The 25,234-nt window shown below is 70.6% G+C and carries 19 protein-coding genes and 3 pseudogenes; 8 read left to right on the forward strand and 14 right to left on the reverse strand.

The annotated features are described in order from the left end of the window. Positions 1 to 432 precede the first annotated feature (432 nt). From B4U46_RS03145 to B4U46_RS03165, 5 genes are all read right to left on the reverse strand, one after another. Complete coding sequence (locus B4U46_RS03145; protein ID WP_079423868.1) at positions 433 to 1,875, reverse strand: serine/threonine-protein kinase; 1,443 nt, start codon at positions 1,873 to 1,875, stop codon at positions 433 to 435. Continuing rightward, on the reverse strand, positions 1,872 to 2,681 hold the full coding sequence (locus B4U46_RS03150; RefSeq protein WP_185117342.1) for a serine/threonine protein kinase: 810 nt from the start codon (positions 2,679 to 2,681) through the stop codon (positions 1,872 to 1,874). Before B4U46_RS03150 ends, B4U46_RS03145 begins: the two co-directional genes overlap by 4 nt. 500 nt (positions 2,682 to 3,181) lie before the next feature. After that, positions 3,182 to 3,475, reverse strand: coding sequence for a hypothetical protein (locus B4U46_RS38855; RefSeq protein WP_237292585.1), 294 nt, complete (start codon positions 3,473 to 3,475; stop codon positions 3,182 to 3,184). Between the two features lie 441 nt (positions 3,476 to 3,916). Further along, positions 3,917 to 5,425 carry a peptidoglycan DD-metalloendopeptidase family protein gene (locus B4U46_RS03160; protein ID WP_079423870.1) on the reverse strand — a complete coding sequence of 503 codons (1,509 nt, stop codon included), beginning with the start codon at positions 5,423 to 5,425 and terminating at the stop codon, positions 3,917 to 3,919. Next, positions 5,422 to 6,408, reverse strand: a complete 987-nt coding sequence (locus tag B4U46_RS03165; protein ID WP_107438218.1) for an alpha/beta hydrolase-fold protein — start codon at positions 6,406 to 6,408, stop codon at positions 5,422 to 5,424. The genes B4U46_RS03160 and B4U46_RS03165 overlap by 4 nt, the downstream gene beginning before the upstream one ends. Positions 6,409 to 6,621: 213 nt before the next feature. Here B4U46_RS03165 and B4U46_RS03170 point away from each other — a divergent pair, with 213 nt between their 5' ends. Further along, on the forward strand, positions 6,622 to 9,081 hold the full coding sequence (locus B4U46_RS03170; protein ID WP_079423872.1) for a penicillin acylase family protein: 2,460 nt from the start codon (positions 6,622 to 6,624) through the stop codon (positions 9,079 to 9,081). Positions 9,082 to 9,164: 83 nt separating this feature from the next. Continuing rightward, a complete protein-coding gene (locus tag B4U46_RS03175) occupies positions 9,165 to 10,181 on the forward strand; it encodes an alpha/beta hydrolase (protein WP_237292587.1) in 1,017 nt (338 codons plus the stop codon). Positions 10,182 to 10,319: 138 nt separating this feature from the next. On the opposite strand, the gene B4U46_RS03180 is transcribed toward B4U46_RS03175, so the two are convergent. After that, a complete protein-coding gene (locus B4U46_RS03180; protein ID WP_079423877.1) occupies positions 10,320 to 11,393 on the reverse strand; it encodes a BTAD domain-containing putative transcriptional regulator in 1,074 nt (357 codons plus the stop codon). Positions 11,394 to 12,017: 624 nt separating this feature from the next. Here B4U46_RS03180 and B4U46_RS03185 point away from each other — a divergent pair. Next, positions 12,018 to 13,688, forward strand: a complete 1,671-nt coding sequence (locus B4U46_RS03185; RefSeq protein WP_079423879.1) for a VCBS repeat-containing protein — start codon at positions 12,018 to 12,020, stop codon at positions 13,686 to 13,688. A 348-nt stretch (positions 13,689 to 14,036) separates the two neighbouring features. On the opposite strand, the gene B4U46_RS37240 is transcribed toward B4U46_RS03185, so the two are convergent. Then, entirely contained in the window at positions 14,037 to 14,369 is a 333-nt protein-coding gene (locus B4U46_RS37240; protein ID WP_159402062.1) for a transposase, read from the reverse strand. Positions 14,370 to 14,858: 489 nt separating this feature from the next. Between B4U46_RS37240 and B4U46_RS03195 the strand changes: the two genes are divergently transcribed. After that, positions 14,859 to 15,473, forward strand: coding sequence for a hypothetical protein (locus B4U46_RS03195; protein ID WP_079423881.1), 615 nt, complete (start codon positions 14,859 to 14,861; stop codon positions 15,471 to 15,473). Here B4U46_RS03195 and B4U46_RS03200 read toward each other — a convergent pair. Continuing rightward, positions 15,466 to 16,392, reverse strand: a complete 927-nt coding sequence (locus tag B4U46_RS03200; protein ID WP_079423883.1) for a hypothetical protein — start codon at positions 16,390 to 16,392, stop codon at positions 15,466 to 15,468. The two genes, B4U46_RS03195 and B4U46_RS03200, sit on opposite strands and share 8 nt — an antisense overlap. A gap of 73 nt (positions 16,393 to 16,465) precedes the next feature. Between B4U46_RS03200 and B4U46_RS40570 the strand changes: the two are divergent. The 3 genes and pseudogenes from B4U46_RS40570 to B4U46_RS03215 form a co-directional block, all read left to right on the forward strand. After that, positions 16,466 to 16,822 (forward strand): annotated as a pseudogene (locus B4U46_RS40570) (cytochrome P450); the annotation flags it as partial. Then, positions 16,819 to 17,031 carry a DUF5988 family protein gene (locus B4U46_RS03210; protein WP_079423888.1) on the forward strand — a complete coding sequence of 71 codons (213 nt, stop codon included), beginning with the start codon at positions 16,819 to 16,821 and terminating at the stop codon, positions 17,029 to 17,031. The pseudogene B4U46_RS40570 and the gene B4U46_RS03210, both read left to right, overlap by 4 nt. A 447-nt stretch (positions 17,032 to 17,478) precedes the next feature. After that, entirely contained in the window at positions 17,479 to 18,048 is a 570-nt protein-coding gene (locus B4U46_RS03215; RefSeq protein WP_079423890.1) for a GNAT family N-acetyltransferase, read from the forward strand. 143 nt (positions 18,049 to 18,191) lie between these two features. Here B4U46_RS03215 and B4U46_RS03220 read toward each other — a convergent pair whose 3' ends face one another. Next, on the reverse strand, positions 18,192 to 18,518 hold the full coding sequence (locus tag B4U46_RS03220; protein ID WP_237292589.1) for a NucA/NucB deoxyribonuclease domain-containing protein: 327 nt from the start codon (positions 18,516 to 18,518) through the stop codon (positions 18,192 to 18,194). A gap of 59 nt (positions 18,519 to 18,577) precedes the next feature. Between B4U46_RS03220 and B4U46_RS38860 the strand changes: the two are divergent. After that, positions 18,578 to 18,699, forward strand: a pseudogene (locus B4U46_RS38860) (IS5/IS1182 family transposase); the annotation flags it as partial. 456 nt (positions 18,700 to 19,155) lie between these two features. Here B4U46_RS38860 and B4U46_RS40575 read toward each other — a convergent pair. The 5 genes and pseudogenes from B4U46_RS40575 to B4U46_RS03250 form a co-directional block, all read right to left on the reverse strand. Then, positions 19,156 to 19,272 (reverse strand): annotated as a pseudogene (locus tag B4U46_RS40575) (IS701 family transposase); the annotation flags it as partial. A 225-nt stretch (positions 19,273 to 19,497) separates the two neighbouring features. Next, entirely contained in the window at positions 19,498 to 21,861 is a 2,364-nt protein-coding gene (locus B4U46_RS03235; protein WP_079423892.1) for a non-reducing end alpha-L-arabinofuranosidase family hydrolase, read from the reverse strand. 299 nt (positions 21,862 to 22,160) lie between these two features. Then, the gene (locus tag B4U46_RS03240; RefSeq protein ID WP_079423893.1) at positions 22,161 to 23,711 is read right to left on the reverse strand and encodes a sigma-70 family RNA polymerase sigma factor; all 1,551 of its coding nucleotides are present in this window, start codon (positions 23,709 to 23,711) and stop codon (positions 22,161 to 22,163) included. 170 nt (positions 23,712 to 23,881) lie between these two features. Beyond that, on the reverse strand, positions 23,882 to 24,658 hold the full coding sequence (locus B4U46_RS03245) for a hypothetical protein (protein WP_079423895.1): 777 nt from the start codon (positions 24,656 to 24,658) through the stop codon (positions 23,882 to 23,884). Beyond that, positions 24,655 to 25,185, reverse strand: coding sequence for a SigE family RNA polymerase sigma factor (locus tag B4U46_RS03250; protein WP_079423897.1), 531 nt, complete (start codon positions 25,183 to 25,185; stop codon positions 24,655 to 24,657). Before B4U46_RS03250 ends, B4U46_RS03245 begins: the two co-directional genes overlap by 4 nt. Positions 25,186 to 25,234: the final 49 nt, after the last annotated feature.

Below are 25,234 nucleotides of genomic sequence, written 5' to 3' on the forward strand. Positions count from 1 at the left end.
GTTCGGCAACACCCGACCACCGGTATGCAAACGGTGGTGACCCAGGTCAGCGGCCCGTACGCGGCTCCGTCGGCAGCGGCGCGGGCCTCACCGCGGGCCCGCCGGCCCCCGGTGAGGCCCCCCCCAGCAGCCCCCATACCGGTCCGCAACCGCGGGTAGACCGGATCACAACCCGCCGCGCAGGCCGCGGGACACCGGGTGGCAGCCGACGGGGCAGAGGGTTGGATGCCCGTCACGCGGCGATGCGACAAGCCGCCCACCGGGCCCATCGCGTTGTCCCGGACCCGGCCCGGACCGTCTCTGACGCGACCACGAACGGAGCTCCTTCACCCACGGTGAGCGGGCCTGGGGCCGATGGCCCGGTCCCCCGGCTCGCCCTGTCGGCCTCCCTTCATCCTCCTCCCGACCCACCTGGGCGGCAGCCCCCGCGGATCAGCGCGCGGTCGTGGGGGCCGGGCACCCCGGCAGGGCCGGCCGGTCCTTCGTGCGTACGGCGGGGAGCCAGGCCGTGGGGGGTGTGGAGCCGGGAGGGAGGCGGACGCGGAACCAGCGGGTGGACTGCTGGTCCTCCTCGTTGATGATGGGCTGCCCGTCGGACACCTGGCAGTCGGCGGCGAGGACGTCGCCGTGCCACACCCGGGTCGCCACGACGTTGTCCGCGGCGTACGGCCGCCGGGGGTCGATCGCCAGGCCCAGACTGCACTGCCGGTCCCGGTCGGCCCGCTCCCGACACCCCTTCTCGGCGTTGAACACCCGGATCGCGCCGGCCTTCGCCTCCGCGCCACCGGGCGGTGCGGACGGGCTCGCCCGCACCGCGTCCGACCACAGGGTCGCGCCCGCGATCCCGCACAGCGCGGTGGCCAGGACGGCGGCGCGGGCCCGGCCCCGCAGCCGTCCCGCCCCCGTCCCGCGGGTTCCCTGTTCGGCGGCGATACGGGCGAGCAGGCTCTCGGCGGTGTGCGGGGCGCGCGCCGCGTGAGTGGGGGCGAGGCAGTCGGCCGCCAGCGCCCGCCAGAACGGCGGCACCGCGTGGTCCATGCGCAGCGCCACCCGCCCTTCGCCGTACCCCTGCACGGCGGCGCCCCGGGCCATGGGTGTGGCGCCGGAGAACGGGGAGGCGCCGGACGCGAACACCTCGTGGATGATGATGCCCAGGGCCCAGATGTCGGCGCTCGGCCGGACCTGTACGCCGAGTTCCCCGAGCGGCGCCCGCCAGCGCTCGGGCGGGAGGTAGTCCAGGGTGCCCATGGGCGGCGCGTACCCGTGCGTGCCCGTCATCTCGGTGGCGAGGCCGAAGTCCGAGAGCTTCACGGAACGGTCGGTGCCCAGTAGGACGTTCTCCGGCTTGAGATCGGCGTGGACCCAGCCCGAGCGGTGGAGGTGGGCCAGTCCCTCGCAGATCCCCGCGATCAGCCGGGGGCGGTCGGCCTCGGCCACCCCCGCGTCGAGGAGTTCGCGCAGGCTGCCCGCGGCCCGCTCCATGACCAGCACGATCGCGCCGTCCAGCGAGGGGCGGTCGGGTGCGGCGAGGACGAAGGAGTCCAGGAGACCGATCAGCCGGGGGTGGCCCGCCCTGCGCCCGAGTTCGACCTCGCGGCGCGCGGATTCCACGATCCTGCGCGTCTGGCGCGGGGCGTACCCGGCGGTCGGCATGATTTTCAGCGCGACGTCGGCTGGTCCCGCCGGCCCGCCCGCAGGGGCCGCGCCGCCGGTCCGCCCGGGGTACCCGTCGGCCGGCCGTGCCGCGTAGACCGTGGACCAGCCCCCGGACCCGATCAAGTCGGTGACCGCCCAGTCCCGCACCCGGTAGCCGGGCGGCAGGAGGTCCCTGCGCTCGCACTCCGTGGTGTCGCGCAGGCCGTTCGGCGGCGTCATCGCCTGCTCTGCCGCTCCCGCCCGCCGGCCCCCGTCAGGGGCGGCAGCAGCGTGAGGTGCTCCTCCCGTACGAGCCCGAACCGCAGCGCGAGCCCGACGATCTCCTCCCGCTTGCCGTTGCGGCGCTCGCTCCTGCCGGGTTCGCGCAGGTCCGGGGCGCCGATGCGCAGCTTCTCCTCGGCGAGGTAGTCGATGTGCGAGCTGATCGCACGCGCGGTCAGCGTGCCGCAGGTGGGGTGTCCCCTGAGCCGCTCGACGATCTGGGGAGTCGTGGGGACCGCCACGCGGGACTGGTCGCGCAGGCGCGGTTCGCAGAGCGCGACGAGTACGAGGAAGTAGGCGGCCGTCTCGTCCAGGGAGTACGCCGTGACCGTGAGGCGGCCCCAGGGTGCGCCCATGGCGTCCGGGTCCAGATAGACGTGGTCGGGCGCGAACACCTGGAAGGACACGGTGACGTCGCTGCGGGTGGGCAGCACCACGCGTGAGAACTCGAACGGGACGGGCGCACCGACCCGGCGCGGCGGGACCCTCAGGTACTCCCCCGCTCCTTCCGGGTTCTCCACCAGGTAGCTGTGGGTGGCGCTGTGGTTGGTCAGCTGCCAGTGGTCGTCGGCGACGCGGATCTCCCCGGCGAGCCGGGAGATCGCCGGGTCGGCGAGGCGCAGTTCGACGGGGACCGTCGCGGAGCCCCGTCCGAAGCGGGCGGCCTCGCCCGGTCCGAGCCGCAGCGTCACGGGGTCACCGTACGGTTCGCCGCCGTCGGCGCCACTGCACCCCTGCGGCAGGTGGACGACTACACCGCTCACGGTTCCCCCTGTTCCACGCGTCGCTGCTCGGACGAGTGGAACAATACTCATCTCTCAAGGGAGTTCATCGGCGCACTTCGGCCACTTCGGCAGGGCGGCGCCTGCCCGGCTTCCGCCGGGTCGGGACGCCCACCCTGGCGGCCGTGGAAGCCTCCCGGGTCTCCCTTCCCATCCGCCTGACCCACCCTCCCGCAAGGGCCGTCCGTTGTGGGCCGGGCCACGTCGACTCCGTGTCAACAGTGGTGCTTTGGCGCTCTTTCGACTCTCTGCCGAACGGATCGGAGCAGCAGACGGTGCGGCCGGTACAGGGGCATCGGAGTGGTATCCGTCCCTCCGGCCGTGGCCGCCGGTGGCCTGGCCGGTGGCCTGCCCCGGCCCCGGCAGGGTGGGGAAGGTCACCGTGCCCGGGGGATCACGGCGCCGCCTGCCCTCCCGTTTTCCCCTTTCACTTGGCGAAATCCACACTCCACACGCCGCCCTCCACGCACCGCCCTCCGCGCTCAGAGCGCGGGGCTGCCCGATACGACGGGTGCGACCGCCCGGTCGCCGAAGGCCGTCCACGGCCGCCATCCGCCGCTCGGCCGGTCCTGGACGCGGGTGCGCATCCGGCCTTCGGCGGTGACGGCGAAGACGTGCGTCCGCCCGGTGGAAAGCAACTCGGTGACCGAGACGGTCGTGTCCGTGGTCGCGTCGGTGAACGCGACGCCCGGCTCGCTCCAGTGCAGCAGATCGGCGGACCGCCGGAAGGCCACGACATGGTGGCCGCCCGCGCTGGAGAGCTCCGTGTAGTACATGAGCGTGGGTGGTCCACGGACCGTTCGGGCTCGGCGCGGAGGCGTGGACGAAGGAGGTCTCCCCCGTGCTGTCCGGGGATTCGCCGCGCGGAGCGCTGTCCCCGACGCTGCTGAACAGGTGCCAGTGGCCCTGGGCCTTGATCAGGGTGTGGTCGTTGAGGTAGCGCGGGCCCGCGGGGGTGGAGGGGTCGTAGACGTAGGCGAAGGGGCCGGCGCCGGCCCACCGGGCGGTTGGTAGGGCATCGGCGACGTGGGAGGCGCCGGTCGCGGTCCGGCCGGTGTCCAGGAACGGGAGCGCGCCCGCCCCGGCGGCGCCCCGCAGGAGGGTGCGTCTGCTGATCGCGGGCATGAGTCTCTCCAGAGGGGCCGCGTGGTCGGCCGTGCCCGAACGGGGGGGCACGGCCGGCCACGGAGAGCGCGTGTGGGGCCGTCGGAGACCGGTCAGCCCTGGGTGGGGCCGGCGGTGGTGTTGAGCCAGGTCCATTCGGACCAGGTGGAGAAGCCGGTCTGCCATGTGTGGAAGGTGCCGGTGTGGTTGGTGCCGAAGACTTCCATCCGGCCGTCGGCGTTGGTGGCCGCCGTGACCTCGGTGCCGCCGCCGCCGAAGGCGTTCCAGTCGCCGTACGCCCCGTTGACGGCGCGCTGCCAGGTGTGCATGGCCGTACTGCCGTTCATGGCGAAGACCTCGACCCGGCCGTCCGGTGTGCGTTCGCTGCTGAGTTGCGCGTCGGCGGGACCGCCGGTCCCCTCCCAGCCCGACCAACTGACCGTGGTGGTCTGGCACTTGTGGAACACCCCGTTCGGGCCGGAGGCGAACACCTCCAGGCGGCCGTCGGCATTGTGGTCGACGGTGAGGTCGTGGCCGCCGCCTCCGAAGGTCTCCCACGTCGACCAGCCGCCGTTGGGGGCCGTCTGGTAGGCGTGCTGGAAGGTGTCGGCGCCCAGGGCGAAGACCTCCAGGCGGCCGTCGGGCGACTTCTCCATCTCCACCCGGCTGTCGGCGGGGCCGCCGCCGGTGGCCTCCCACTCCGACCACCCGCCGTTGGGGGCGAGTTGGTACCGGTGGAAGAGGCCGACCGGACCTGAGGCGTAGACCTCGATGCGGCCGTCGGCGTTGACACCGGCCGCGGTGTCGCGGCCGCCACCGCCGAAGGTCTCCCAGTTCGACCAGCCGCCGGAGGGGGAGAGCTGCCAGCGGTGCTGGAAGGTGCTGCCCGACAGGGCGAACATCTCCAGACGGCCGTCGGCATTGGGCGCGATCGCCAGTTCGGCGTTGCCCGGCCCGCCGAGCGGTTCCCAGGCCGACCAGTTGCCGTTCACTTCCTGCTGCCAGGCGTGGTGCACCCCGTCGGCGCCGGCGGCGAACACCTCCAGCCGTCCGTCCGCCGACCGCGCCGACACCACGCGGCCCGACTCCGCCGGATACACCGGCGGCTTGGGGCGCGGCCCGCTGCCGGGGGTGCAGGGCAGGACGACGCCGCGCTCCGCCAGGTAGACCTCGGGGTCGATGCCGTAGGAGGTGGACCGGTCCCCCCAGATCCGCAGGTGGAGGTGGGAGCCGTCGACGTCGGTGCCCTCCGCGCCCATCAGGGCGATCTGCTGGCCTGCCACGACGTGGTCGCCCACGGAGACGTCGCGGCGGGACATGTGCCCGTACTCGGAGATCCGCCCGTCGGGGTGCAGCACGCGGATCCACTGGCCGTAGTCGCCGGTGTATCCGGAGATGGTCACTTCGCCGTCGCCGACGGCGTAGATCGGGGTCCCGACGTCGTTGGCGATGTCGACGCCGTTGTGGCCGCTGTGGAAGTGCTGGGACACCCAGCCGGTGGTCGGGCAGGCCGCGGTGAGCTCGGCGGGCCGGGCCTCGGCCGAACCCGTGGCGGCCGGCACCGACAGCGCTGAAAGGAGTACGGCAGTCGCCGCGAGGACACGGCTCAGGGGGCCGTTCACGCCTTGCGCAGCCGGTCGATGATGCCGTTGATGTCGTCCTGCAGCAGATCCCGGCGGACATAGTGACCGCCGCCCACCTCGTGCTGCTCGTAGGGGATGCCCGCGCGGTCGAGGTTCCACTTGAACTCCCGCTGGGTGGCCAGCACCAGGGTTTCATTGGCGTAACCCTGGATGTCCTCGGGGCTGGTACCGGCGACCAGGAAGACCCGCTTGTTCCGGTAGCTCTCGATGCGCTCGCACGGGTTGTCCGCGCTGACCCGGGCCTGGTCCCAGAAGGGCACGCCATAGATGCTGCCGCCGTTCAGTTCCACCGCGGCGGAGGAGGCGTTGGCCCAGTGGGTCACCAGGTCACCGTTGCCCCCGCGCAGGTTGGCCGGGCCGGAGTGGGCGCTGACCGAGGCGAAGTGGCCGTAGTACTTGGCCGCGTACTTCAGGGCGCCGAAGCCGCCCATGGAGAACCCGGAGACGGCGCGGCCGTCGTATTCGGCGTAGGTGCGGAAGTTCGCGTCGATCCACGGGATCAGCTGACCGATGTGGAAGTACTCCCAGTTCCGGGCACCGATGTTGGAGCTCACCGGGTTGGAGTACCAGCCGGCGCGCCCGCCGTCGGGCATCACGACGATGAGGTCCTTCCAGGCGGTCAGACCCCGGATGTCGTGGAACCGGTCGAAGGTGATGAAGTCCTCCAGGCCACCGTGCAGCAGGTAGAGGACGGGGTAGCGGCGCCCGCTGGTGTGGTAGCCGTCGGGGAGCAGCACGTTGACGGCCGGGGTCCAGCCGCCGATGGCGGAAGTCTGGAACCGGTAGTACCACATCCGGGGATCCTGCTCGCCGCGTTCCGTGATGTGCAGGCCGGGAATGTCACCGACGGCGGAAGCGGTCGACGCGGCGGCGAGGACTCCCGCGCCGCCCATGGCCATCGCGGCCGTGAGGGCACCGGCGGTCTTCAGGATGTTCCTGCGGCTGGGGTGCTGCGCGCTCACTGTGTCCTCCTGATCGGGAGCCTGACGATGCGTCCGGAAGGTAGCAACGGTGCCGGGCCGGGAGACCCCGGAAGATTCCGGACTGACAGGGGTGGGCGCGTCGGCTATGGCCTGTCGGGAACTGTCGGAGCCGGCGTCATCGGGATTTCATCGCTCCTCCCTAGCGTGGCCGCGGTCAGACGAAGGCCCGGACCACAGGGGAAGGACGGCTCGATGGCGCGGAGGAGATTCAGAGCGAGGCTGCCGATGGTGGCCACGGCCGCGGTGGCGGCGGTGCTGAGCACGATGGCGGCCACCGGGGCGCCGGCTCCGGGACAGGCGCCCGACAAGCCGACCATCCGTTACACCGAGTACGGAATCCCGCACATCATCGCTTCCGACTGGGCGGGACTGGGCACGGGCTACGGATACGCCGCGGCCAAGGACAACATCTGCACCTTGGCCGACACCTATCTGATGGTCAACGCCCAGCGGTCCCGCTATCTGGGGCCGGACGGCAAGGCGAGCCCCGGCGAGCACCAGAACACCACGACGAACCTCAACAGCGACCTCTACTTCCAGCGGATGAACGACAACCGGGTGGTGGAGCGGCTGATCGACCTGCCCGCGCCGGGCGGGCCGGAGCCGGAGGTCAAGGAGGCCATTCGCGGCTACGTCCAGGGGTACAACAGGTACCTGGCCGAGACGGGCGTGGACCACATCACCGACCCGGCCTGCCGCGGCAAGGCGTGGGTGCGGCCGATCACGGAGCTGGACGTCTACCGGCACGCGCACGCCGAGATCATCATGGGCACCGCGGACGTGCTGCTCGACGGCCAGGTGAACGCGGCTCCCCCGGGGGCTTCGGCCGCCGCTCCGGGCGCCGCCCCGCCGGCCTCCTCGGCCGCGGAGACCGCGGCGAAGATCCGCGACGCTATGGCGGTCAGCCGGCAGCAGAGCATGGGCAGCAACGCGCTGGCGGTCGGCTCGCAGGGCGTGTCCGGGGGCACGAGCATGCTGCTCGCGAATCCGCACTTCCCCTGGCAGGGCAAGAACCGGATGTGGCAGAGCCAGCTGACGATCCCGGGCAGGATCAATGTCTCCGGGGCCAGCCTGCTCGGCTTCCCCGCGGTGAACATCGGGCACAACGACGATGTCGCCTGGAGCCACACCGTCGCCACGGTGGCCCCCTTCGGGCTGTTCGACGTACAGGTCGATCCGCTGAACCCGACCAACTACCTGGTCGACGGCGCCTGGGAGGCGATGACCTCACAGCAGGTCGGTGTCGACGTGCTGAACGCGGACGGCTCCATCGGCAGGGTCAACAGGACCTTGTGGGCGACGCGTTACGGCCCGATCACCACACAGGTGCTGACCGTGCCGCTGCCCTGGGTGGTCAGCGCGCACGCGGTGCGCGACGTGAACATGGACAACTTGCGGGCGCTGAACACCTGGTTCCACCTCGACCAGGCCAAGGACGTCGACGAGGTGGTGAACACCCTGGAGACCACGCAGGGCGTCCCCTTCTTCAACACCGTCGCCTCCGACCGCAAGGGCAACGCCCTGTACGCGGACATCCAGGCCACCCCGAACATCACCGACGAGCACGCCCAGTCGTGCCTGACCCTGACCGGGCAGGCTCTGTTCAACCAGGTGCTGCGGCTGCCGAACGTGCCGCCGGTCTCCATCTTCGACGGCAAACGCAGCGCGTGTGACTGGCCCGCCGATCCGAACGCGGTCGCACCGGGGCTGCTGGACCCGCACAAGCAGCCGCGGCTGATCCGCAAGGACTTCGTCGGCAACGCCAACGACAGCGCCTGGCTGGCCCACCCCGAGCAACCGCTGTCCTTCCCCCGGGTGATGGGCGACACGGCGGCGCCCCGGTCGCTGCGCACCCAGGAGTTGATCCTGACCGCGCAGAAGCGGATCAACGGAACCGACGGCCTGCCCGGCCGGGGGTTCACGCCGGAGAACATGCGGCAGCTGCTGTTCGCCGACAACAGCCGGGCCGCCGATCTGGCCCTCGACGCCACGGTGGCGATGTGCCGGGCACAGCCCTTCGGGCTCATCCTGGTGGACGGCCAGCTGGTCAACGTGAGCGAGGCCTGCCCGATCCTGGCCGGGTGGAAGAGCCACGACTTCACGGCGGACAGCCGGGGGTCCTGGCTGTTCGAGAACTACTGGTACGCCCTGCTCGGCGGCCAGTCGGTGGAGAAGCTGCCGTGGCGGATCCCCTTCGACCCCAACGACCCGGTGCACACCCCCAACTCGCTGGACTCCGGGAGCTCCGCCGTCCGCGACGCGTTCGGCCGGACGGTCATCGCCTTCCGCAACGCGGGGATCCCGCTGAACGCGGCGTTGTCGGACGTACAGAAGATCACGCGCAACGGCGAGCAGATCCCGATCCACGGGGCGGTCCACGAGCTGGGCGTGCTGAACGTGGTCACCCCCGGCTCGGTCGACGGCAAGATGGACATCACCTTCGGCTCCAGCTTCGTCCAGCAGGTGCGGTTCACCGCCGACGGTCCGCCGCAGGCCTCTTCCGTACTGGCCTACTCCCAGTCGGCCAACCCGAATTCACCGCACTACGCCGACCAGACCAAGTTGTTCTCGGCCGGCCAGTGGGTGACCGAGCGGTTCACCGAGGAGCAGATCGCTGCCTCGCCGGCATTGGAGGTCAAGGTCCTGGACTGAGACCGAAGGTCCTGAACCGGGACCGGTCTCCCGATCGGTCCCGCACCCGCGCAACGACAAGGCTCACGAGGGAGCACGCTGTGATGAGGACATCGAGTCGGTGGCGCATGGTGGTGGCCCTGATGGCCGCCGTAGTGGGAATGGCGCTGCCCGCCGGTTCGGCACAGGCCGCCGAAGGCACCGAACCGCCGAGGATGACGGACGGGTTCGGCCTGACCCAGGTCGACACGACGGTGGGCGGTCCCACCAACTTCTACATCACCGTGACCACACCCGAGGTCTCGGGCAAGCACCACATCAAGATCATCTTGCCGAGCGGTTACTACGCCGACCCGGCCAGGCGCTACCCCGTGCTGTACTTCCTGCACGGTTCGCCCGACGACCCGATCCAGCAGAACTACCCGGCGCTGACCACCTCGAACGAGATGATCACCGTCATCCCGGACGGGGGTGCCCGGGGCTGGTACGCCAACTGGCTCAACCAGAGGACCGCGGCCGGTGCCCAGAACTGGGAGAACTTCCACCTCAAGCAGGTGATTCCGTTCATCGACGCGAACCTGCGGACCATCGCCGCCAAGAAGGCCAGGGCCGTCGCCGGTGTCTCCATGGGCGGGTTCGGGGCCCTGCACTACGCCCAGGTCCGCCCCGACCTGTTCGGCCAGACCGCGTCCCTGTCCGGTGACATCGACCTGTCGGTCCGGTCCATGGACCTGCGGATGGCCGTCGTCGCCTCCCTCGTCGGCTACTCCCCCGGCGTGGACAGTGACGCCGCGTTCGGCTCGCCCTACCCGGTGTTCAACGCCGACTGGAGGTTCAACGAGGTGGACCCGGCGGCGCACATGGACAAGCTCGCGGGAGTCGGGGTCTCCATCTACGTGGGCAACGGACGCGGAGACGTCACCGACCTGGAGTTCTGGGTGGAGAGCGCGTCCAAGCACGTCAAGGACAGCATGGACGCCCTGCGCATGCCCTACCACTACGTGGACTACGGCGACGGCGCCGGCTGGGGCACCAACTGCAACGGCGGCCACAACGCCTGGTGCTGGGAAGCGGACCTCCAGGACCTGGTTCCCCGGCTGGAACGGTCCTTCGCCTCCTGACCGCGCGGAGCCGGGCCGCCCCGATCCGGTGGCGGCCCGGTCCGGTGGCGGCCCGGTCCGGTGGCGGCCCGGTCCGGTGGCGGCCCGGTCCGGTGGCGGCCCGGTCACCACGGTGGCGCGGTCACCACGGAGACCCGGTCACCTCGGCGCCGTGGTGAGACCGAGGCCCGCTTCGTCCCCGCGCAGGACCAACTGGCGCGTCCGCTGCAGCAGCCGGCCCGGAGGAACGCCGAGTTCGTCGGCCAGGCGACGGCGGACCTGGTCGAACACGGTCAGCGCGTCGGCCCGTCGGCCGCTGCGGTACAGCGCCCGCATCAGCATCGCGGCCACCGGCTCGTGCAGGGGGTGGGCCGCGGACAGGGCGAACAGTTCGGCGACCGCTTCGGAATGCTGCCCCAGCCGCAGCTGCCACTCCAGCTTCCGCTGCGCGATGGTGATCCGGCGCTCGGTGAGCCGCAACCGCTCCAGCTCGGCGAGCGGCCCGGGCAGGCCGGCCAGGGGCTCCCCGCGGAACAGGTCCAGCGCCTGCGAACACAGGCGGACCGCCTCCGCCGGCTCTCCCGCCCGGTCGGCCGTCGCGATGTCGGTGACCAGCTTCTCCATGCGGGACACGTCCACGTCGACCAGGCCGGAGACCAGCCGGTAGCCGCACCGGTCGTGCTCGATCACCGCGTCGGGGCGGCCGTCCCCGGTGCGCAGGGTCTTGCGCAGCCGGTAGATGTACACCGGCACCACGTTCGTGACCGGCGAGTCCATCCCCCATACTCCGTCGAGCAGTTCCTGCTGACCGACCGTGCGGCCCGCGCACAGCGCGAGCGCCGCCAGTACGGCTTGCTGGCGCAGGTGCCCCAGCTTCAGCGGCCGCCCGTCCTGCCATGCCTGCAGCGGTCCGAGCAGGGAGATCTGCATCGTCGGTCCGGCATCGCGGCGGGTGGGGGCCCGCGGCGCCGGGTTCGCCGCCTGCGTACGCGGGCCGCTGCCGGGGACGACCAGGCCGCTGTCGAAGGCGTGGACGATGGCGGCGGCCCGGTCGCGCAGCCCGAGTTTCACGAGGACCCGCGCGAGGTGTCCGGCGACGGCGTCCTCGGAAAGGGCGAGAGCGGCAGCTATCTCGTCGTCCCGCAGGCCGCAGCCGACCGCGTGGAGCACCTTGCGCTCCTGGTGCCCGAGCGCAGTGGCGATCGGTCGGCAGGTGGTGGCTGTCGTCGGCATCGCTGCTCCCCGGGCTCCGGGCTGATCGGTTCGGTCGGTCGGTTCCGCAGGTCTGGCGGAAGCCGTCGACAAAGTAGGGGGGAGAGCGCCGGGCCAGGCATCCGGAACGATCCGGAGTGACAGACGCGGAGCCCCCGACATCCCTGGACACTGCGCCGCCCCCGCGGCGTAGGACCGTTGGCCCATCTGCCCTCCCATCCAAGGGAGTTGCCGATTCCATCGGCATTTCATCGGCGCGCCCTACTGTCGGCCGCCGACGACGGGAGGGGTTCCGGTGACGACTTTGAGATCACGGTGCGGCAGAGTGCTCCTGCTGCTGATAGCCGGCGCGGCCGCCATCGCCGCGACCGCGCCCACTGCCGCGATGGCGGCCGTCTCGTCCGACCGCGGCGGCCCGATCACCCGTAGCGAGGTGATCTGGCGGGCCCAGTCCTTTCCGCCTGGTCCGGCTGGGAGGGAATGAGCGGCCCGGCGAACTCCGAGATGACCTCGGACCGTTCGGCGGACGGCCGGGTCGAGGTGTTCGCGATCAACGGCAGTACCGGTGGGGCTGGGTGGGCACTTCCGCAGGGCCGGGCATCGCGTGAACTCCGCACATTTCACTTCACGACAGAAGGGCAGACAATGGCGATAACTGATTTGCGCCGCGTGTTCACCAGACTGGCCTTCGTGGCCGGCACCTGGGCGTTGGCCGTCGGGATGACTGCCTCGGTCGCCGTCGCCGCACACGCACCCGTTCCGGTTCCGGTTCCGGGCAAGGACCACTCCGGGGTCTCCCGGTATTTCAGCGGCCCCCAGGGCTTCGCCATTCCGACCGTGCCGTGTGATCCGGCCGGTCCGTCGGCCGCCGACGGCATCATGGCCGACCAGCTCAACCCGCAGTTGCACGCGAAGATGGCCGGCTACATGGACGCCTACAAGGTGTCCTGCGCGCGGATGGTCACGCAGGCGGTCAAGGACCGGGGCCTCAACCAGAGGGCCGCGGCCATCGCGATCGCCACGATCATCGTGGAGTCCAGCGTCAACAACTACGCCCAGGCCGTCGACTACACCAGCCTCGGGCTGTTCCAGCAGCAGGACTGGTGGGGCACCCGTGAGGAGCGGCTGAACCCGGCCCACGCCACGAACGCCTTCTTCGACGAGGTGGAACGGATGTATCCGGGCGGCTCGTGGAACAACGAGGCGATCGGCGAGGTGTGCTGGCACGTCCAGCGACCGCGCGAGGACCTGCGCGGCCTCTACGCCATCGAGGCGGACGACGCGGTGATCATGGCCAACGCACTGTGGTCCGGTACGAGCAGCACCGGCCCCAAGCACCCCTACGGCGCCGGCCGTGTGGTGTCCGGGCGGTCCGCGGACGGGCGGCTGGAGGCCTTCGCCGCCGGACCGGACGGCGTCTACCACTCCTGGCAGACCGCGGTGAACGGCGCCTGGTCGCAGTGGCGGTTCGAAGGCGGACCCCACAACGCACAACTCTCCGTAGCGGCCAACGCCGACGGACGACTCGAAGTGTTCGCCCTCTCCGACAGCACCTTCGACCACATGTGGCAGACCGCGGTGAACGGTTCCTGGTCCACCTGGGCCAACTTCGGCGGCGGCGGCTACCGACTCGCCACCGGCAACAACGCCGACGGCCGCATCGAAGTCTTCGCCTCCAACACCAACGGAGTCTTCCACCGCTGGCAGACCGCACCCAGCGGCAACTGGGCCAACTGGGAAGGCACCGGCGGCGGCCCCGCGACCTCACGCCTCGCCCTCGAAACCGCACCCGACGGCCGACTCGAAGTCTTCGCCCTCTCCGACACCACCTTCCAGCACCTCTACCAGACCGGAGTCAACGGCGCCTGGTCGGCCTGGGAGAACTTCGGCGGCGGCGGACACGACCTCACGGCCGGCTACAACCAGGACGGCAGGCTGGAGGTGTTCGCCTCCAACTCCGCCGGTGTGTTCCACCGTTGGCAGACCAGCCCCACCTCATGGTCGGAATGGGCGGGCATGGGAGGGATCTCCAACGCCGAGCTGACCCACTCGCGGTCGGCCGACGGCCGCGTCGAGGTGTTCGCGATCAACGCCACCGCCGCGAGCCACGCCTGGCAGACCCGCCCGAACGCGCCGTACTCGGAGTGGGAGACCTTCGGCGGCGGCGGCACCGAGATCGCCGCGGGCAACGACGCCGACGGGCGCATCGAGGTGTTCGCGACCAGCGGCGCCGGTGTCTACCACAAGTGGCAGACCGGCTTCGCCACTTGGTCGGAGTGGGCCTGGCTGAACAATTCCGGGCCGGCGGTCAACTAGCCGCCCCTCCGCGGATCCGATCCGCCGACGGGAGCTGCGGAGGGCGCCCGCCACGGCCTCAAACGTCGGTGATCGGGGCGTCCTCCGCAGGTCCGCGACGCAGATCAGCCTGGGTGCGCTCCACAGCACCTGGGCCGCGGTCGCATCCCCGAGCCGGTCGCGGACTGTGACTGCCGCGGTCGCTTGTCACTGGGGCTCTGCTCTGACCCGCGCAGGTGTCAACTCGGTTTGCTCTCCGTACATCGGGCGCGCGACTTCCCGGTTCGTCAGGACCAGCAGGGCCCGCACCGGCTCTCTTCAAGCAGCATGGGGACGAGAGCCCGGACTCTGGTGCTCAATTCCGGCTGTTCACACGGTGAGCGTGTGGGCCAGTTGGTCGAGACGGCTGATGCGGGTGCGGCCGAGGGGTTGATCGCTCCAGTAGGCGTCCAGTCTGATCACATTGAGTGCGGCGGCGGAGAAGGCGTGCTGGAGGCGGACTTTCGGCAGTCTGCGGTAGCGGGCCCGGCGTATCCCCGTGACGTCGAGAGCCTGGTCGATGGCGCCCTCGATTCCGGCGCGCAGGGCGTATCTGGCCTGCCGGGTCCCGGTCTCCTGTTCGGCGCGGGCCGCGCTGGCGGCCTCGTGGCTCTTTCCGGCCTTGAACCTCCGGCATGGCCCGGGAATCGCGCCGCCAGGCATGGGCCAGCGCCCTGGTGAGCCGCCGCCGACCGCGCCAGGCGCCACGCAATTAGCCCATGCGGACACGAACGGCCGCCGCACCCGCGGGCGAGCCCGACCCCGCGCGGGAAGAACATCCGCGTCTCGTCGTTCACGCATGGAACAGTCGCGCCCCCGGGGTGGCCCAGTCCACAGGAGCAAGTGGGCGATCGCGGCCAAGCCCATCGTCCTCGTGGACGAGGATGTCTGGACCGGGGCCACCATCGACTACACCTCGGCGCTGCTCGGAGGCGCCGGCATAGAGATAGCGCGTACGGTTTCGCTGATGTCCGCCACAGAACCGGACAAGCCTCGGCGCCTCTTCCATGACCCCGCCTGCGACGGACACCTGGTCGGTGTTCCGCCGCCCGGGGCCCTGGCGCGGTGTCACCGCGCGGGTTCCGTGCTTACGGCGAGTCGCTGTGCGACGTTGGGCCGCGGCCCCAATCCGGAGCGGAGGGACGGACACCAATGCCGGACATCAGACGCGGCTGCGCGGCGGTCGCGCTGCTGACAGCCCTGATCACGACGGCGACAGCGTGCGGGGGATCCGAGCCCGAACCCGTCCCGACGCGCGACACTGCTCCCACCGACACGAACACCGACGTTCCGACGACGCCTACCGTGCCGAGGGGCGAGGACCTGGGAAAGGTCTTCCCCGGCACCGACGGAGACTCCAACGACAACTCGACGCTCGCCGTGCCGACGACGCAGCTCGACGAGCCTGCCGGAGGCACCGTGGAACTGTCCAACGACCAGCAGGTGCCCCTGACCGTCCAGCCGCTGAGGGCCACGACCGACAGCGGGGAGCTCTCGATCGTCAAGGACGGCTGCACGGGCGTCACGCTCCAACCGCAGGAGACCTGCCGCGTCCAGGTCAGCCACACCACCCAGGAGGCCGGAACGTGGACGGGGAAGGTCACCGCTCCGACCGCCGAGGGGCCGACGTTCTCGGTGACCCTGACCGGTGAGGCTGTCGCTGCCTCGACAGCACCGGCCTCCGAATCCCCGACGCCGGCGCCGGCTGAGACCTCGGAAACCCCTGAGGAGACCGAGACCTCGACACCTGAGCCCGAGCTCAGCTGACCGAGCCCTTCATCACCACCCGTACGGTGCCGTCGTCGTCCGGGAGCACGACCGTCACGCTGTCCTTGTACCGGGCGAAGTGAGGGACCAGGTAGAAGCGGGTCGGGGTCTTCAACAGGACGCGGAAGTTCCGGTACTGGTAACGGTAGGGCCCGGCGCCGGCCCCCAGGTCCTCGAAGCCGATGTCAGTGGCGTGGTGAACCAGCCGCAGGCGCGAAAGGACCTCCACCGCCGGGAACCGCCTCATACCGCTGTTCGCGTCCGTCTCCGCTTGTGCCTCGCCCGCCATCGCCGCGTACCGGGACATGCCGATGAACAGGCTCAAGGTCAGCATCCCCAAGAGCAACGCCCCGGACACGAGCCACAGCCGGTCGGCATCACGAACCCGACGGTTCCGCCGCCAGGGATCGTGCTGCCCGAGGCGCACCTGAACGGCGAAGAAGGCCAGGCTGGCGCCCAGGGCCACCACGAGGGTGGGTAGCAGCCCGCGCGGCCAGCCCGCGGGCAGGAAGGTGAACAGGTCGGCCCGGAAGAACACGGGGTAGCCCCCGACCACCCCCAGGAGCAGGCCCACCGCCAGCAGCGCGCGATACGCCGTGCGGCGCCGTCCTTCGTTCTCCGGGCGGGCCAGGGCGTGCCCGAGCCAGCCGAGGGCGAGCAGCACGACGAAGCCGCAGACGAGCAGGACCCAGACCGGGAAGAAGACGGCCTGGGGGCTGCGCGCGAGGACGGCCTGGATGGAGAGGGGCAGGTCGCTGGGCGGGACGCCGAACGCCCGGTAGTAGGCCTCGTTGTACTGGTTGCCGAAGTAGTAGAGCAGCCCGAGGACGACTGTCCCGGGCGCCGCGACCAACGCCGCCACGTCGAGGAAGGACCTCTGAGGAGGGGCCGTCGGCGGCCGCCGCGCCTTCACGGGCATGCGGCCAGTCTGTCCGCCCCACCCGGGAGCCGCACGTCATGGCCGCCCGTCCGGCTGACCGACACCGAGACCCGTCGAAGAGCCCACCGGACTCGCCGGCTACCCCCTGCGCCCCGGGCAGCGCGTCGCCTTCCGCCCCTTCGTCCTCCAGCGCGGCCCCCGCCACTACCACCAGCCGGACACGTTCCGCCCCGACCGCTGGGCCGGCCGCTCCCCCGCCGGTCCGCTGCCCAAGTACGCGTTCATGCCCTTCGGCGGTGGACCGCGCACCTGCCACCCCGCCCCGCCGGGATACCGGCCCCGGCCGGCCGGCCCGCGCGGACCGTCCCCGGACACCCCGGAACGCCCGGTGCCCCTTCAGCGACACCAGGGCCTGACGGCCGCACCGCCGCGGAAACCGGAGCCCGGATGGCTACGCTCTGCATCATGAACGACTCCGACACGGCGAAGGCCGTCCTTGAGGGCGGCCCCGCGGACCTCACAGAACGCGTCGTCGCCCAGCCCGAAGCGGGAGCGGACGTGAAGCTGCTCTTCCGGGGCGGATACGAGCACTTCAGGCGCACCGAGCGCGCGCAGGACACGGCGGAGGGGCGGCTGCCGGTGTACGAGTGGTGGGAGCGCACCGAGCTGCCGGGCTGACCGCCCAGCCGCCGGGTGCCCGGGAGGTGCGCCGGGAGGTGCCGGGCACACTCCCTTCGACAGTCCGGCCGAGGCGAAAAAGTGCCTCAGCCAGTGGGGGGGTGATCTTCCTGTTGACCGCGCGCTTCCAGGGACGGCCTCCGCCCGAGATGCTGAGCTTCGGCGCGCTTGCCGGAGCGCAGAAACGACAGTTCCGCCCACAGCTCCCGCAGGCTCCTGCCCTGCCCCCATGCCGCTCCGGCCCTGACGGCATGCGCTCAGGGACCGACGAGGCGATGCCGGCCGAAACGAGTGGGCCCCCATCGCCGGGTACCACTGTGAGATCGGCTCCGAGTTCGGCCGCCAGCTGTTCCAGCGCTGCGGCCAGGCTGCCCGCAGCAGCCAGATCACCGTAGGGCGCGACATAACCGGTCGACACCCTGATCGTGATGGCGTTAGCTGGGCGGCATGCCGGAACTGCGTACCGATCGTCTTCTGCTCCGCCGGTGGCGGGAGTCTGACCTCGAACCGTGGGCGGCGATGAACGCCGATCCCGAAGTTCGGGAGCACCTGGGGGAACTGCTGACGCGGGAGCAAAGCGATGCCACGGTGGCACTCATGCGGGCCGAGTTCGACGAGCGAGGTTTTGGGTGGTGGGCGCTCGAAGCACGGGAGACCGGTGAGTTCATCGGCCGCGCCGGCTTGGACGAGGTGGGCAAGGACATGCCGTTCGCGGGGGTGGACGTCGGGTGGCGGTTGATACGTTCGGCGTGGGGTCACGGTTACGCCACCGAGGCCGCCCTGGCCTGCCTGGCCTTTGGCTTCGAGGCCCTCGGGCTGCCGGAGATCGTGGCGTCGACGACCGTCAACAACCTTCGTTCCCAGGCGGTGATGCGCCGGATCGGCATGACCCGGGACCCGGCCGATGACTTCGAGGATCCGAGTGTGCCCGAGGGGCCGCTTCGCCAGTGTGTGCTGTACCGGACCCCCGCAGAGATGCGCACGGGCTACACCACGCGGCGGGACACGACCAACTGATCCAGAGCGATTGAGGGCGGAACCGTCGAAGTGACCCGAAAGGCCAGGACCTCTTGGTAGCAACAGCGGTGTCGGAGCCGGGCTCCACCAAGAGGTCCTGTCATGCCGTTGTACGCGCCCGCTCCTGCCACTGTCACCCCGGATCAGGTGACGTTCGCGACGTCCCACACGCCGCCGACCTCACGCGGGGTGACGTCGATACACAGGGCACCGTCGTTCCCGCCCTGCACCGACTTGGCGAACGGGTACTCGTCACACGAGTCGTTGGGGATGCCGGTGGCACCCCGGGGAAACTTGTACGGCCCACGGTCACAGGTCAGGGCACGCCTGCCCTTGGCGTTCGGGTCAAGCGGGTCGACATGCCACCGGTTCAGCAAGTGGCCGGGGGTGCCGGACTTGCCCGCGAGGTTCTTCTGCGCCCACTCGTAGGCGACGGCCGCCCCCTTGTAGAGCGACCGATGGTACGTCACGTTGGCCGTGTGGCCGTCCACGATACATCCGGGCCGGCTCCCGACCTTGTCGTCACAGTCTTCGGACGCTGCCTGACGTGTTCGCTTGCGCCCAGGCCGAAGGCATCGAGCTGAGGCTGGATGCCACTGAGATCCAGGTCCGCCGTCCGCAGGCGGACGACGCGCGTTCGTCTCCAGGAAATCAGCAAGTTCCCCACCCACGACCTGGCCAACGCCGACCTGCCCCACCGTCACAGCAAACACCGTTGCAGTACTAACGCAACGGCATTGCGAAGTGATGGCCAGGCCCGCCGCATCCACCGTGGTGCCCTGCTGCGCAGTCCAGCACCACGTCGAAGGATCCGCCGACGCCCACCACCAGGGCGCAGCCCAGGTCTTTCTGCGTCCGCGCGAGGAAGTACTCCTTGCGCGGACTCGGCACGGCGAGGAAAAGGATGTGTCGCCGGTAGTGGCTGCGGCGGGCTGTTGCCCGGTGTTGCCGGCGCCGGTCGGACCAGTGCAGCATCCTGGCTGGTGTCACGGCTGGTGGGTTGAGGACCACGGCGAGCAGGTGGCGGATCTCCGCGACGGTCAACGGGATCGGGTCGCTGCCGCGAGTGTGGTGGTGTGGGTCGGTGGGCCGCCTTGGGGTCGTGCTGGCGGCGATGGCGGTCAGGAAGGCCAGGGCGAGCATGGCGAGCGTGATGTGCCGGTGCCAGGCGGTCCAGTGGCGGACCTTGTAGTGGTCGAGTCCGACCTGGCCCTTGGCGGCCTGCACCTTGCCGCTGCGCACCGAGACCAGCCGGTAGTAGGCACTACCGGCTGGTCTCGGCCTGCGAGTCCTCCTACACGAACAGGAAGTACGGCACGAGGACGGCGGGCACACCGAGCGGCAGACCGGTGGCGCTCCAGCGACGGCGGTGACGCCCGCGTCGCCCGCCGGCTGTGGCGTTCTTCATCGCGAGCTGTACTCCTTGCACGTCACCGTGGATCAGACAGGTCAGCGCTGCAGGGTGAGGACGCCCGGCCGGTACGGCAGTCGGTCGTATGGGCCGCCCGCGTTGGGGGACTTGCCCTGGTAGAGGAACTGCAGGTTGCAGGGGTCGATGGTCATGGTCTGGTCGGGGTTGTCGCGGACCAGGTCGCCGTGGCTGATGTCGTTGGTCCAGGTGGCTCCGCTGTTGGCCTTGCCGGCGAAGGGGTTGCTCTCGGTGGCGGCCTGCGGGGTCCACGAACCGTTCAGGCTGGAGGCCGTGAACGAGCGGAAGTAGCGCTGCTCATTCGCACCCCGGGCCTCGACGATCATGAGGTACTGGTTCTGGCCCTGGACCTTGTAGACCTGCGGCGCCTCGAACAGGTTCTTCGCCGTGTCGCTCATGACCGTCGTGTACGAGGAGCCGAAGCTGCCCGGGAAGTTCCCGATCGGCATGCTCGCCCGGTAGATCTTGCCGTTGTCGCCGGCGAAGAACAGGTACATGTTCTGGTCGTCGGCGATCAGGGTCTGGTCGATCGGGCCGGTGCCGGAGTCGGGGAGGCTCCCGGTGAACAGCGGCTGCGGCGCGGACCAGCCGTTGGGGTTGGTGGGGTCGCTCGACAAGCGGTAGCTGAAGGGCGACGCACCCCACTGGTACGCCAGCACCCAGATCTTCTTCGGCGCGAAGTAGAACAGCGTGGGCGCCACCGCGTTCTGGTTCATCTTGGTCTGGCCGGCCGACGCCATGTCCGACCAGTTCGTGAAGGGACTGAACGCCATCGAGCCGTACGAGGTTCCCCCTGCGCTCGACGCGTAGACCACGTGCTTGCCGTTGTGCACCACGTGGGTGAAGTCCTTCACCGCGGCCCAGCCGTTCGACGGCTGTGCGAGGGCACCCGTCGAACTCCACTTGTACGTCGAGGGAAGAGCGCACGTGCCGCCGCCCGTCCCGGACAGGGCGGTCCACTTCTGGTTGTCGACGGACGCGCAGGAGTACAGCTGGATCTTGGTGCCGTTGGCGGTGGCCGCGCCGACGGCGTCGAGGCACAGCCCGGACTGGACGCCGGTGATCGTGCCGTTGGTGTTGATCTTCCACTGCTGGTTGGCGCCGCCGTTGCAGTCCCAGATGACCACCCTCGTGCCGTTGCTGGTGCCCTTGGCCATGGCGTCCAGGCACTTGTTGCCGTTGATCATCAGCTGCTTGCCGGAGGTGTAGGTCCAGCGCTGGTTCGTCTGTCCGTTGCAGTCCGACAGCTGCGCCTGGGTGCCGTTGACAGGGGTGGAACCGTTGATGTCGATACAACGACCGGAGGGGACGCCCTTGATCTGCCCGGTACCGGTTCCGCCGGGCTTCCCGCCCGGGGCGGTACCGGAGGCGGCCTTGAGGGCGTTCATGACGGTGGTGTAGGCGGCCTTGGGGTCGCCGTTGTTGTCGAACAGCAGGGGGCTCTCGCCGCTGCGCCAGGAGTCGCTGTCCCGGATGCCCCATACCGTGAGGCCGGTGCACCGGGTCACGGACAGGCAGGCGTTGACCGCGTTGGCGTAGTGGGTGGACGACGCCTGGGCGATGTCCAGCTCGGTGATCTGGACGTCCACGCCCAGGGCGGCGAAGTGGGACAAGGTGGTCTGGAAGCTGGACGGCGGGCCGCCGGTCCCGAAGTGGCTCTGGAAGCCGACGCAGTCGATCGGCACGCCGCGGGACTTGAAGTCCCTGACCATGCTGTAGACGCCCTGGGTCTTGGCGTCCGACCAGTTCTCGATGTTGTAGTCGTTGTAGCAGAGCTTGGCCGAGGAGTCGGCCGCCCGGGCGGTGCGGAACGCCTCCTCGATGAAGCCGTCGCCCAGCACGTTCTGGAACACCGAGCTGCGGTGCCGGCCGCTGCCTCCGTCGGCGAAGGCCTCGTTGACCACGTCCCAGGCGTAGATCTTGCCCTTGAAGTGGGTCATCTCGGTGGTGATGTGGTTGTTCATCACGCTGCGCAGTGTGTTCGCGTCGCCGATGGAGCTGACCCAGGACGGGAGCTGCGAGTGCCAGACCGTGGTGTGGCCACGCATGCGCTGGCCGTGTGCCATGGCGCGGTTGACGATCTGGTCGGCGGAGCCGAAGTTGAAGTTGCCGCGGGACGGTTCGACGGCGTCCCACTTCATCTCGTTCTCCGGGGTGATCATGTTGAACTCCCGGTCCGCGATCGCGGCGTACTTCGAGTCGCCGAGCCTGCGGGCGGCCACAGCGGTGCCGAAGTACCTGCCCGAGGGGGCCGCCTGCGTACCCAGGGCGGCGGCTCCGGCGGAGCTGGGCAGGAGCGTCACGACGCCGGCCACCAGCGCCGCGGCCGACAGTCCTGTCACCACTGTTCGGCGACGCCGGCCGAGCCGGTGCAGGCCCTTCATGATTCTCCTCGGGGGCTGCGGGTGCGGGGCAGGGCGTGGGCCCGTTCCTGCCTGCCGATCGCCGGGAAGGCGTGGGTGTGTCGCGTCATGGGAGCTGCTCTCTTCAGGGGATACGTCAACGGGAAAGGTCGGGGGACCTGCCACGCCGGCCCGTCAAGGTGAGCGGCGGGAAGAGCACCCCACACAAGGGAGGCTTCCGAACGCACGTCCTCGTAACAGAAAAGTGGCGCCGCGCGGAGGATTGCCCAGATCACCAGCTGTCACTGCGCGACTCGGTCCACATGCTCAAGGAGCGGTTCTCAAGCCCAGGGCCTTCGCATGACGAAGGAAGCCTGGTCGGCGAAGGCCCGAGTGCCGTCGGAGCCATCGAGCCAGATGCCACCGTCGCGGTGGCGGAGGACGGAACCGGGATAGTTGTGCGCGTGCAAGCTCACCGACCCGGCGACCGCCCCGGGGGTCGGACAGAAGGTGGCGTCCTCACGGAACAGTCCGCTGCCGTCGTTGGTGCTCAGCCGTAGCCGCAGGTCACGATGGCGCAGATAGCGGCCGTCCGCGGCGAGGAAGGTGACGCACCGAGTGTCGGCCAGCCCCCTGACGACCGTGAAGGTGACCCGCTGCCGCGTCTGCGCGCTGCTGGACGCCGAGGCTCGGCCGAGCGTCGCGAAGTCGCCGGCATACGTGAGGTACAGGGCGGGCTCGTCCACGGACTCCAGCGACTGTGCGCCCAGCGGAACAGTGCCCGCGACGGCCGGCGGACTCACCGGGGACGGTCCGGCCGGCGTGATGGTGCTCGACGGGATCGGCGTGGGATGGCCGGCCGTGGGAGCGGCGATGACGCCGGGCACCCGATGCGCCGGTTCGGGCCAGGTCACGTAGGTGGCGGTCCCGGTGACGAGGACCGCGCCGGCGGCGAGGGCCACCAGCGGATGAGCGGTCACCGCGTGGAGTTTGCCGATCAGCAGGCTGTGCAGACTGCCTCCGCCCGTCGCCGTGCCGACGGCGACGGGTGCCGTGGCCAGCCCGGCGGCGCTCGCGGCCGTACCCGACAGCAGGCCCTTGGCGGCCAGGGCGGCGACGAGCCCGGCCGGGACCGCCAGGGGTGCGAGACCGAGGAGCAGTCGCTCGACCGGAACCCGTTCTGTCGTCGTCGCCCCGCAGACCGGGCATCCGCGGGTGTGCCGCGCGATCCGCTTGCGCCACACCGATGTACGCAGCCCGTCCCAGCCGATGATGGCCTCGTCCAACTGCGGACAGCGCGGGTCGGCCTCCAACGCGGCAACGATCGTCCGGCTCAGTTCCAGCTGCTCGCGCATGCGTTGCAGGCGCACTCCGACGTGGGCGACCGTGAGCCCCGTCGCGGCGGCGATGTCGTCACGGCTCAGCAAGCCGGCGCCTTCCTGCCACCACAGCGACAGCAGCACCCGATGGTCCGGGTCGAGCCACCGGCCGGCTTCGACAACCTGACGGCGCTCGTCCGACACATGCAGACGCAGAATCGTCATGTCCCCGGGTTCGGCGCCGGCGTCCGGTATCTGGTGTGCCTCGTCGATGACCGTGCTCCGGCCGGCGAAGGCGCGTTGCCGGTGCCGGTGGTTACCGATCTGGCGGAGCGTGATCGAGACCAGCCAGGACCGGAAGCTCTCCGGGGCACGCAGGGCAGGCAGGTCGCGCACCACGCGCAGCAGGGTTTCCTGGACGACGTCGTCGACGTCGGCATGTCCGTTCAGCGCTCGCCCGACGATGTTGTAGAGCAGCGGCAGGTACGCGGCGATCAGCTCCTCGCGCGCCCGATCGTCACCGGCCTGCGCCGCGACGACCAGCCCCGCGTGGTCCGCATTCATGAGTTCCATTCCCACCTCCTTCAACCGCGGCCGGACGCTCGCCGCGAAGGGCGTCAGCTGGTGCGGCTCCGGGTGTGTCCGCAAGCCGCCGTCTTGGATCGCGCCGAGAGGGCTCCTGGAGGAGGCGATCGGCTTGCGCCCGCGACGCCCCTGACTCTCGGCCGGAACCCGGCCGGTCCTCACCGTGCCGGGGTGAACCTTCCCCAGACCGCGACGGAGCCGCCCGGGGTCTGCGTGTCGACGCGGTAGCCGTCGTCCTTGGCGTTGCGCACGCCGGTGGCGTGGTTGTACTGGCCGGCGAATTCATGCTGCCCGGTCGGCACGGTACGGCCCGGTTTGAGGACCCAGCGGTAGACCAGCGCTCCGCCGGCCTCCTGAACGGTGACGATGAAGTCTTCACTCGGCAGGGTGCGCCAGTTGCCGGTGTTCTGCACGCCGCCGGTTTGGGCGATGCGCAGTTCCACGGTGAGCGAGGTGAGCGGCTGTGTGGTCTTGAGAGTGAGGTTGCTCTGGGCCCAGTAGACGGTGCTGTGCGGATCGACCGAGCCGTCCGACGACAGGGGCCCGTTCTGAACCCGGCTGCTGGGCAGCGGAGTGGGGCGCGGGCCGACCGGGGCCGTGGTGGTCGGAGTCGGGGCCGGGGCGGCGGGGGTGGTGGGAGCAGAGGGCGTCGGACGGGAAGGAGACGTAGGGGACGGGGTCGCGGGGGTGGTGGCGCTGTCCGACGGTGGCGGAGTGCGGACGATGCCCGCGACCGCGAGACCACCCGTGGCCAGGGTGGCGGTGATGGCGAGGACTGCGAGGGTGACCTTGGGCCAGGATCTCGCGATGGACGGTGTCCGGTGACGGACGGTGCCGTCGGCCGCCCCGCGTTCCACGCGGGCCAGCATCCGGGCGCGATCGGGCTGGTGGGCCTCGGCGGCGTCGCGCAGCCGACGGGTGATGTCCTCGTTCACCGGTTCCTCCTCCCCGCCACCAGGTCGCCGGCCGCTCGTGTGCCAAGTATCCGTTCCAACTCGGCCATTCCCTTCGAGGTCTGGCTCTTGACCGTACCGACCGATATGCCCAGCGCCGCCGCGGTGTCCTTCTCCGAGAGGTCGAAGGCGTGGCGCAGCACCACGCACGACCGCTTCCGGAACGGCAGCCGGGCGAGCGCCGTACGTACGTCCAGCACGGCCGCCACGTCCGGCCCCGCCACCTGCTCCGGACTGCGGGACCAGAACAGCGCGATCCGGCGCCGCTCGCGCACCGCACTGCGGATCCGTTCCCGCGCCATGTGGGCGACCACGCCGCGAGCGTAGGCGAGCGGGTGGTCAGCCTTGCGAAGCCGGTCCCAGCGCTGCCACAGGGCGGCCAGGGCATCCGCGGCGAGGTCGTCGGCCGCGTCCGTCTCGCCGGTCAGGAGATGGGCGAGACGGGCCAGTTCGGCGTAGTGGCGTTCGAAGAAGTCGTGAAACTCCGCGGACGCGTCATGAAGGAGCATCTCCCCCGGTCGCCCTCTCCCTGCTATGTGCGCGTTAACAATCGGCTCG

Source organism: Streptomyces katrae, from assembly GCF_002028425.1.
In the GTDB taxonomy this organism is placed as follows: domain Bacteria; phylum Actinomycetota; class Actinomycetes; order Streptomycetales; family Streptomycetaceae; genus Streptomyces; species Streptomyces katrae_A.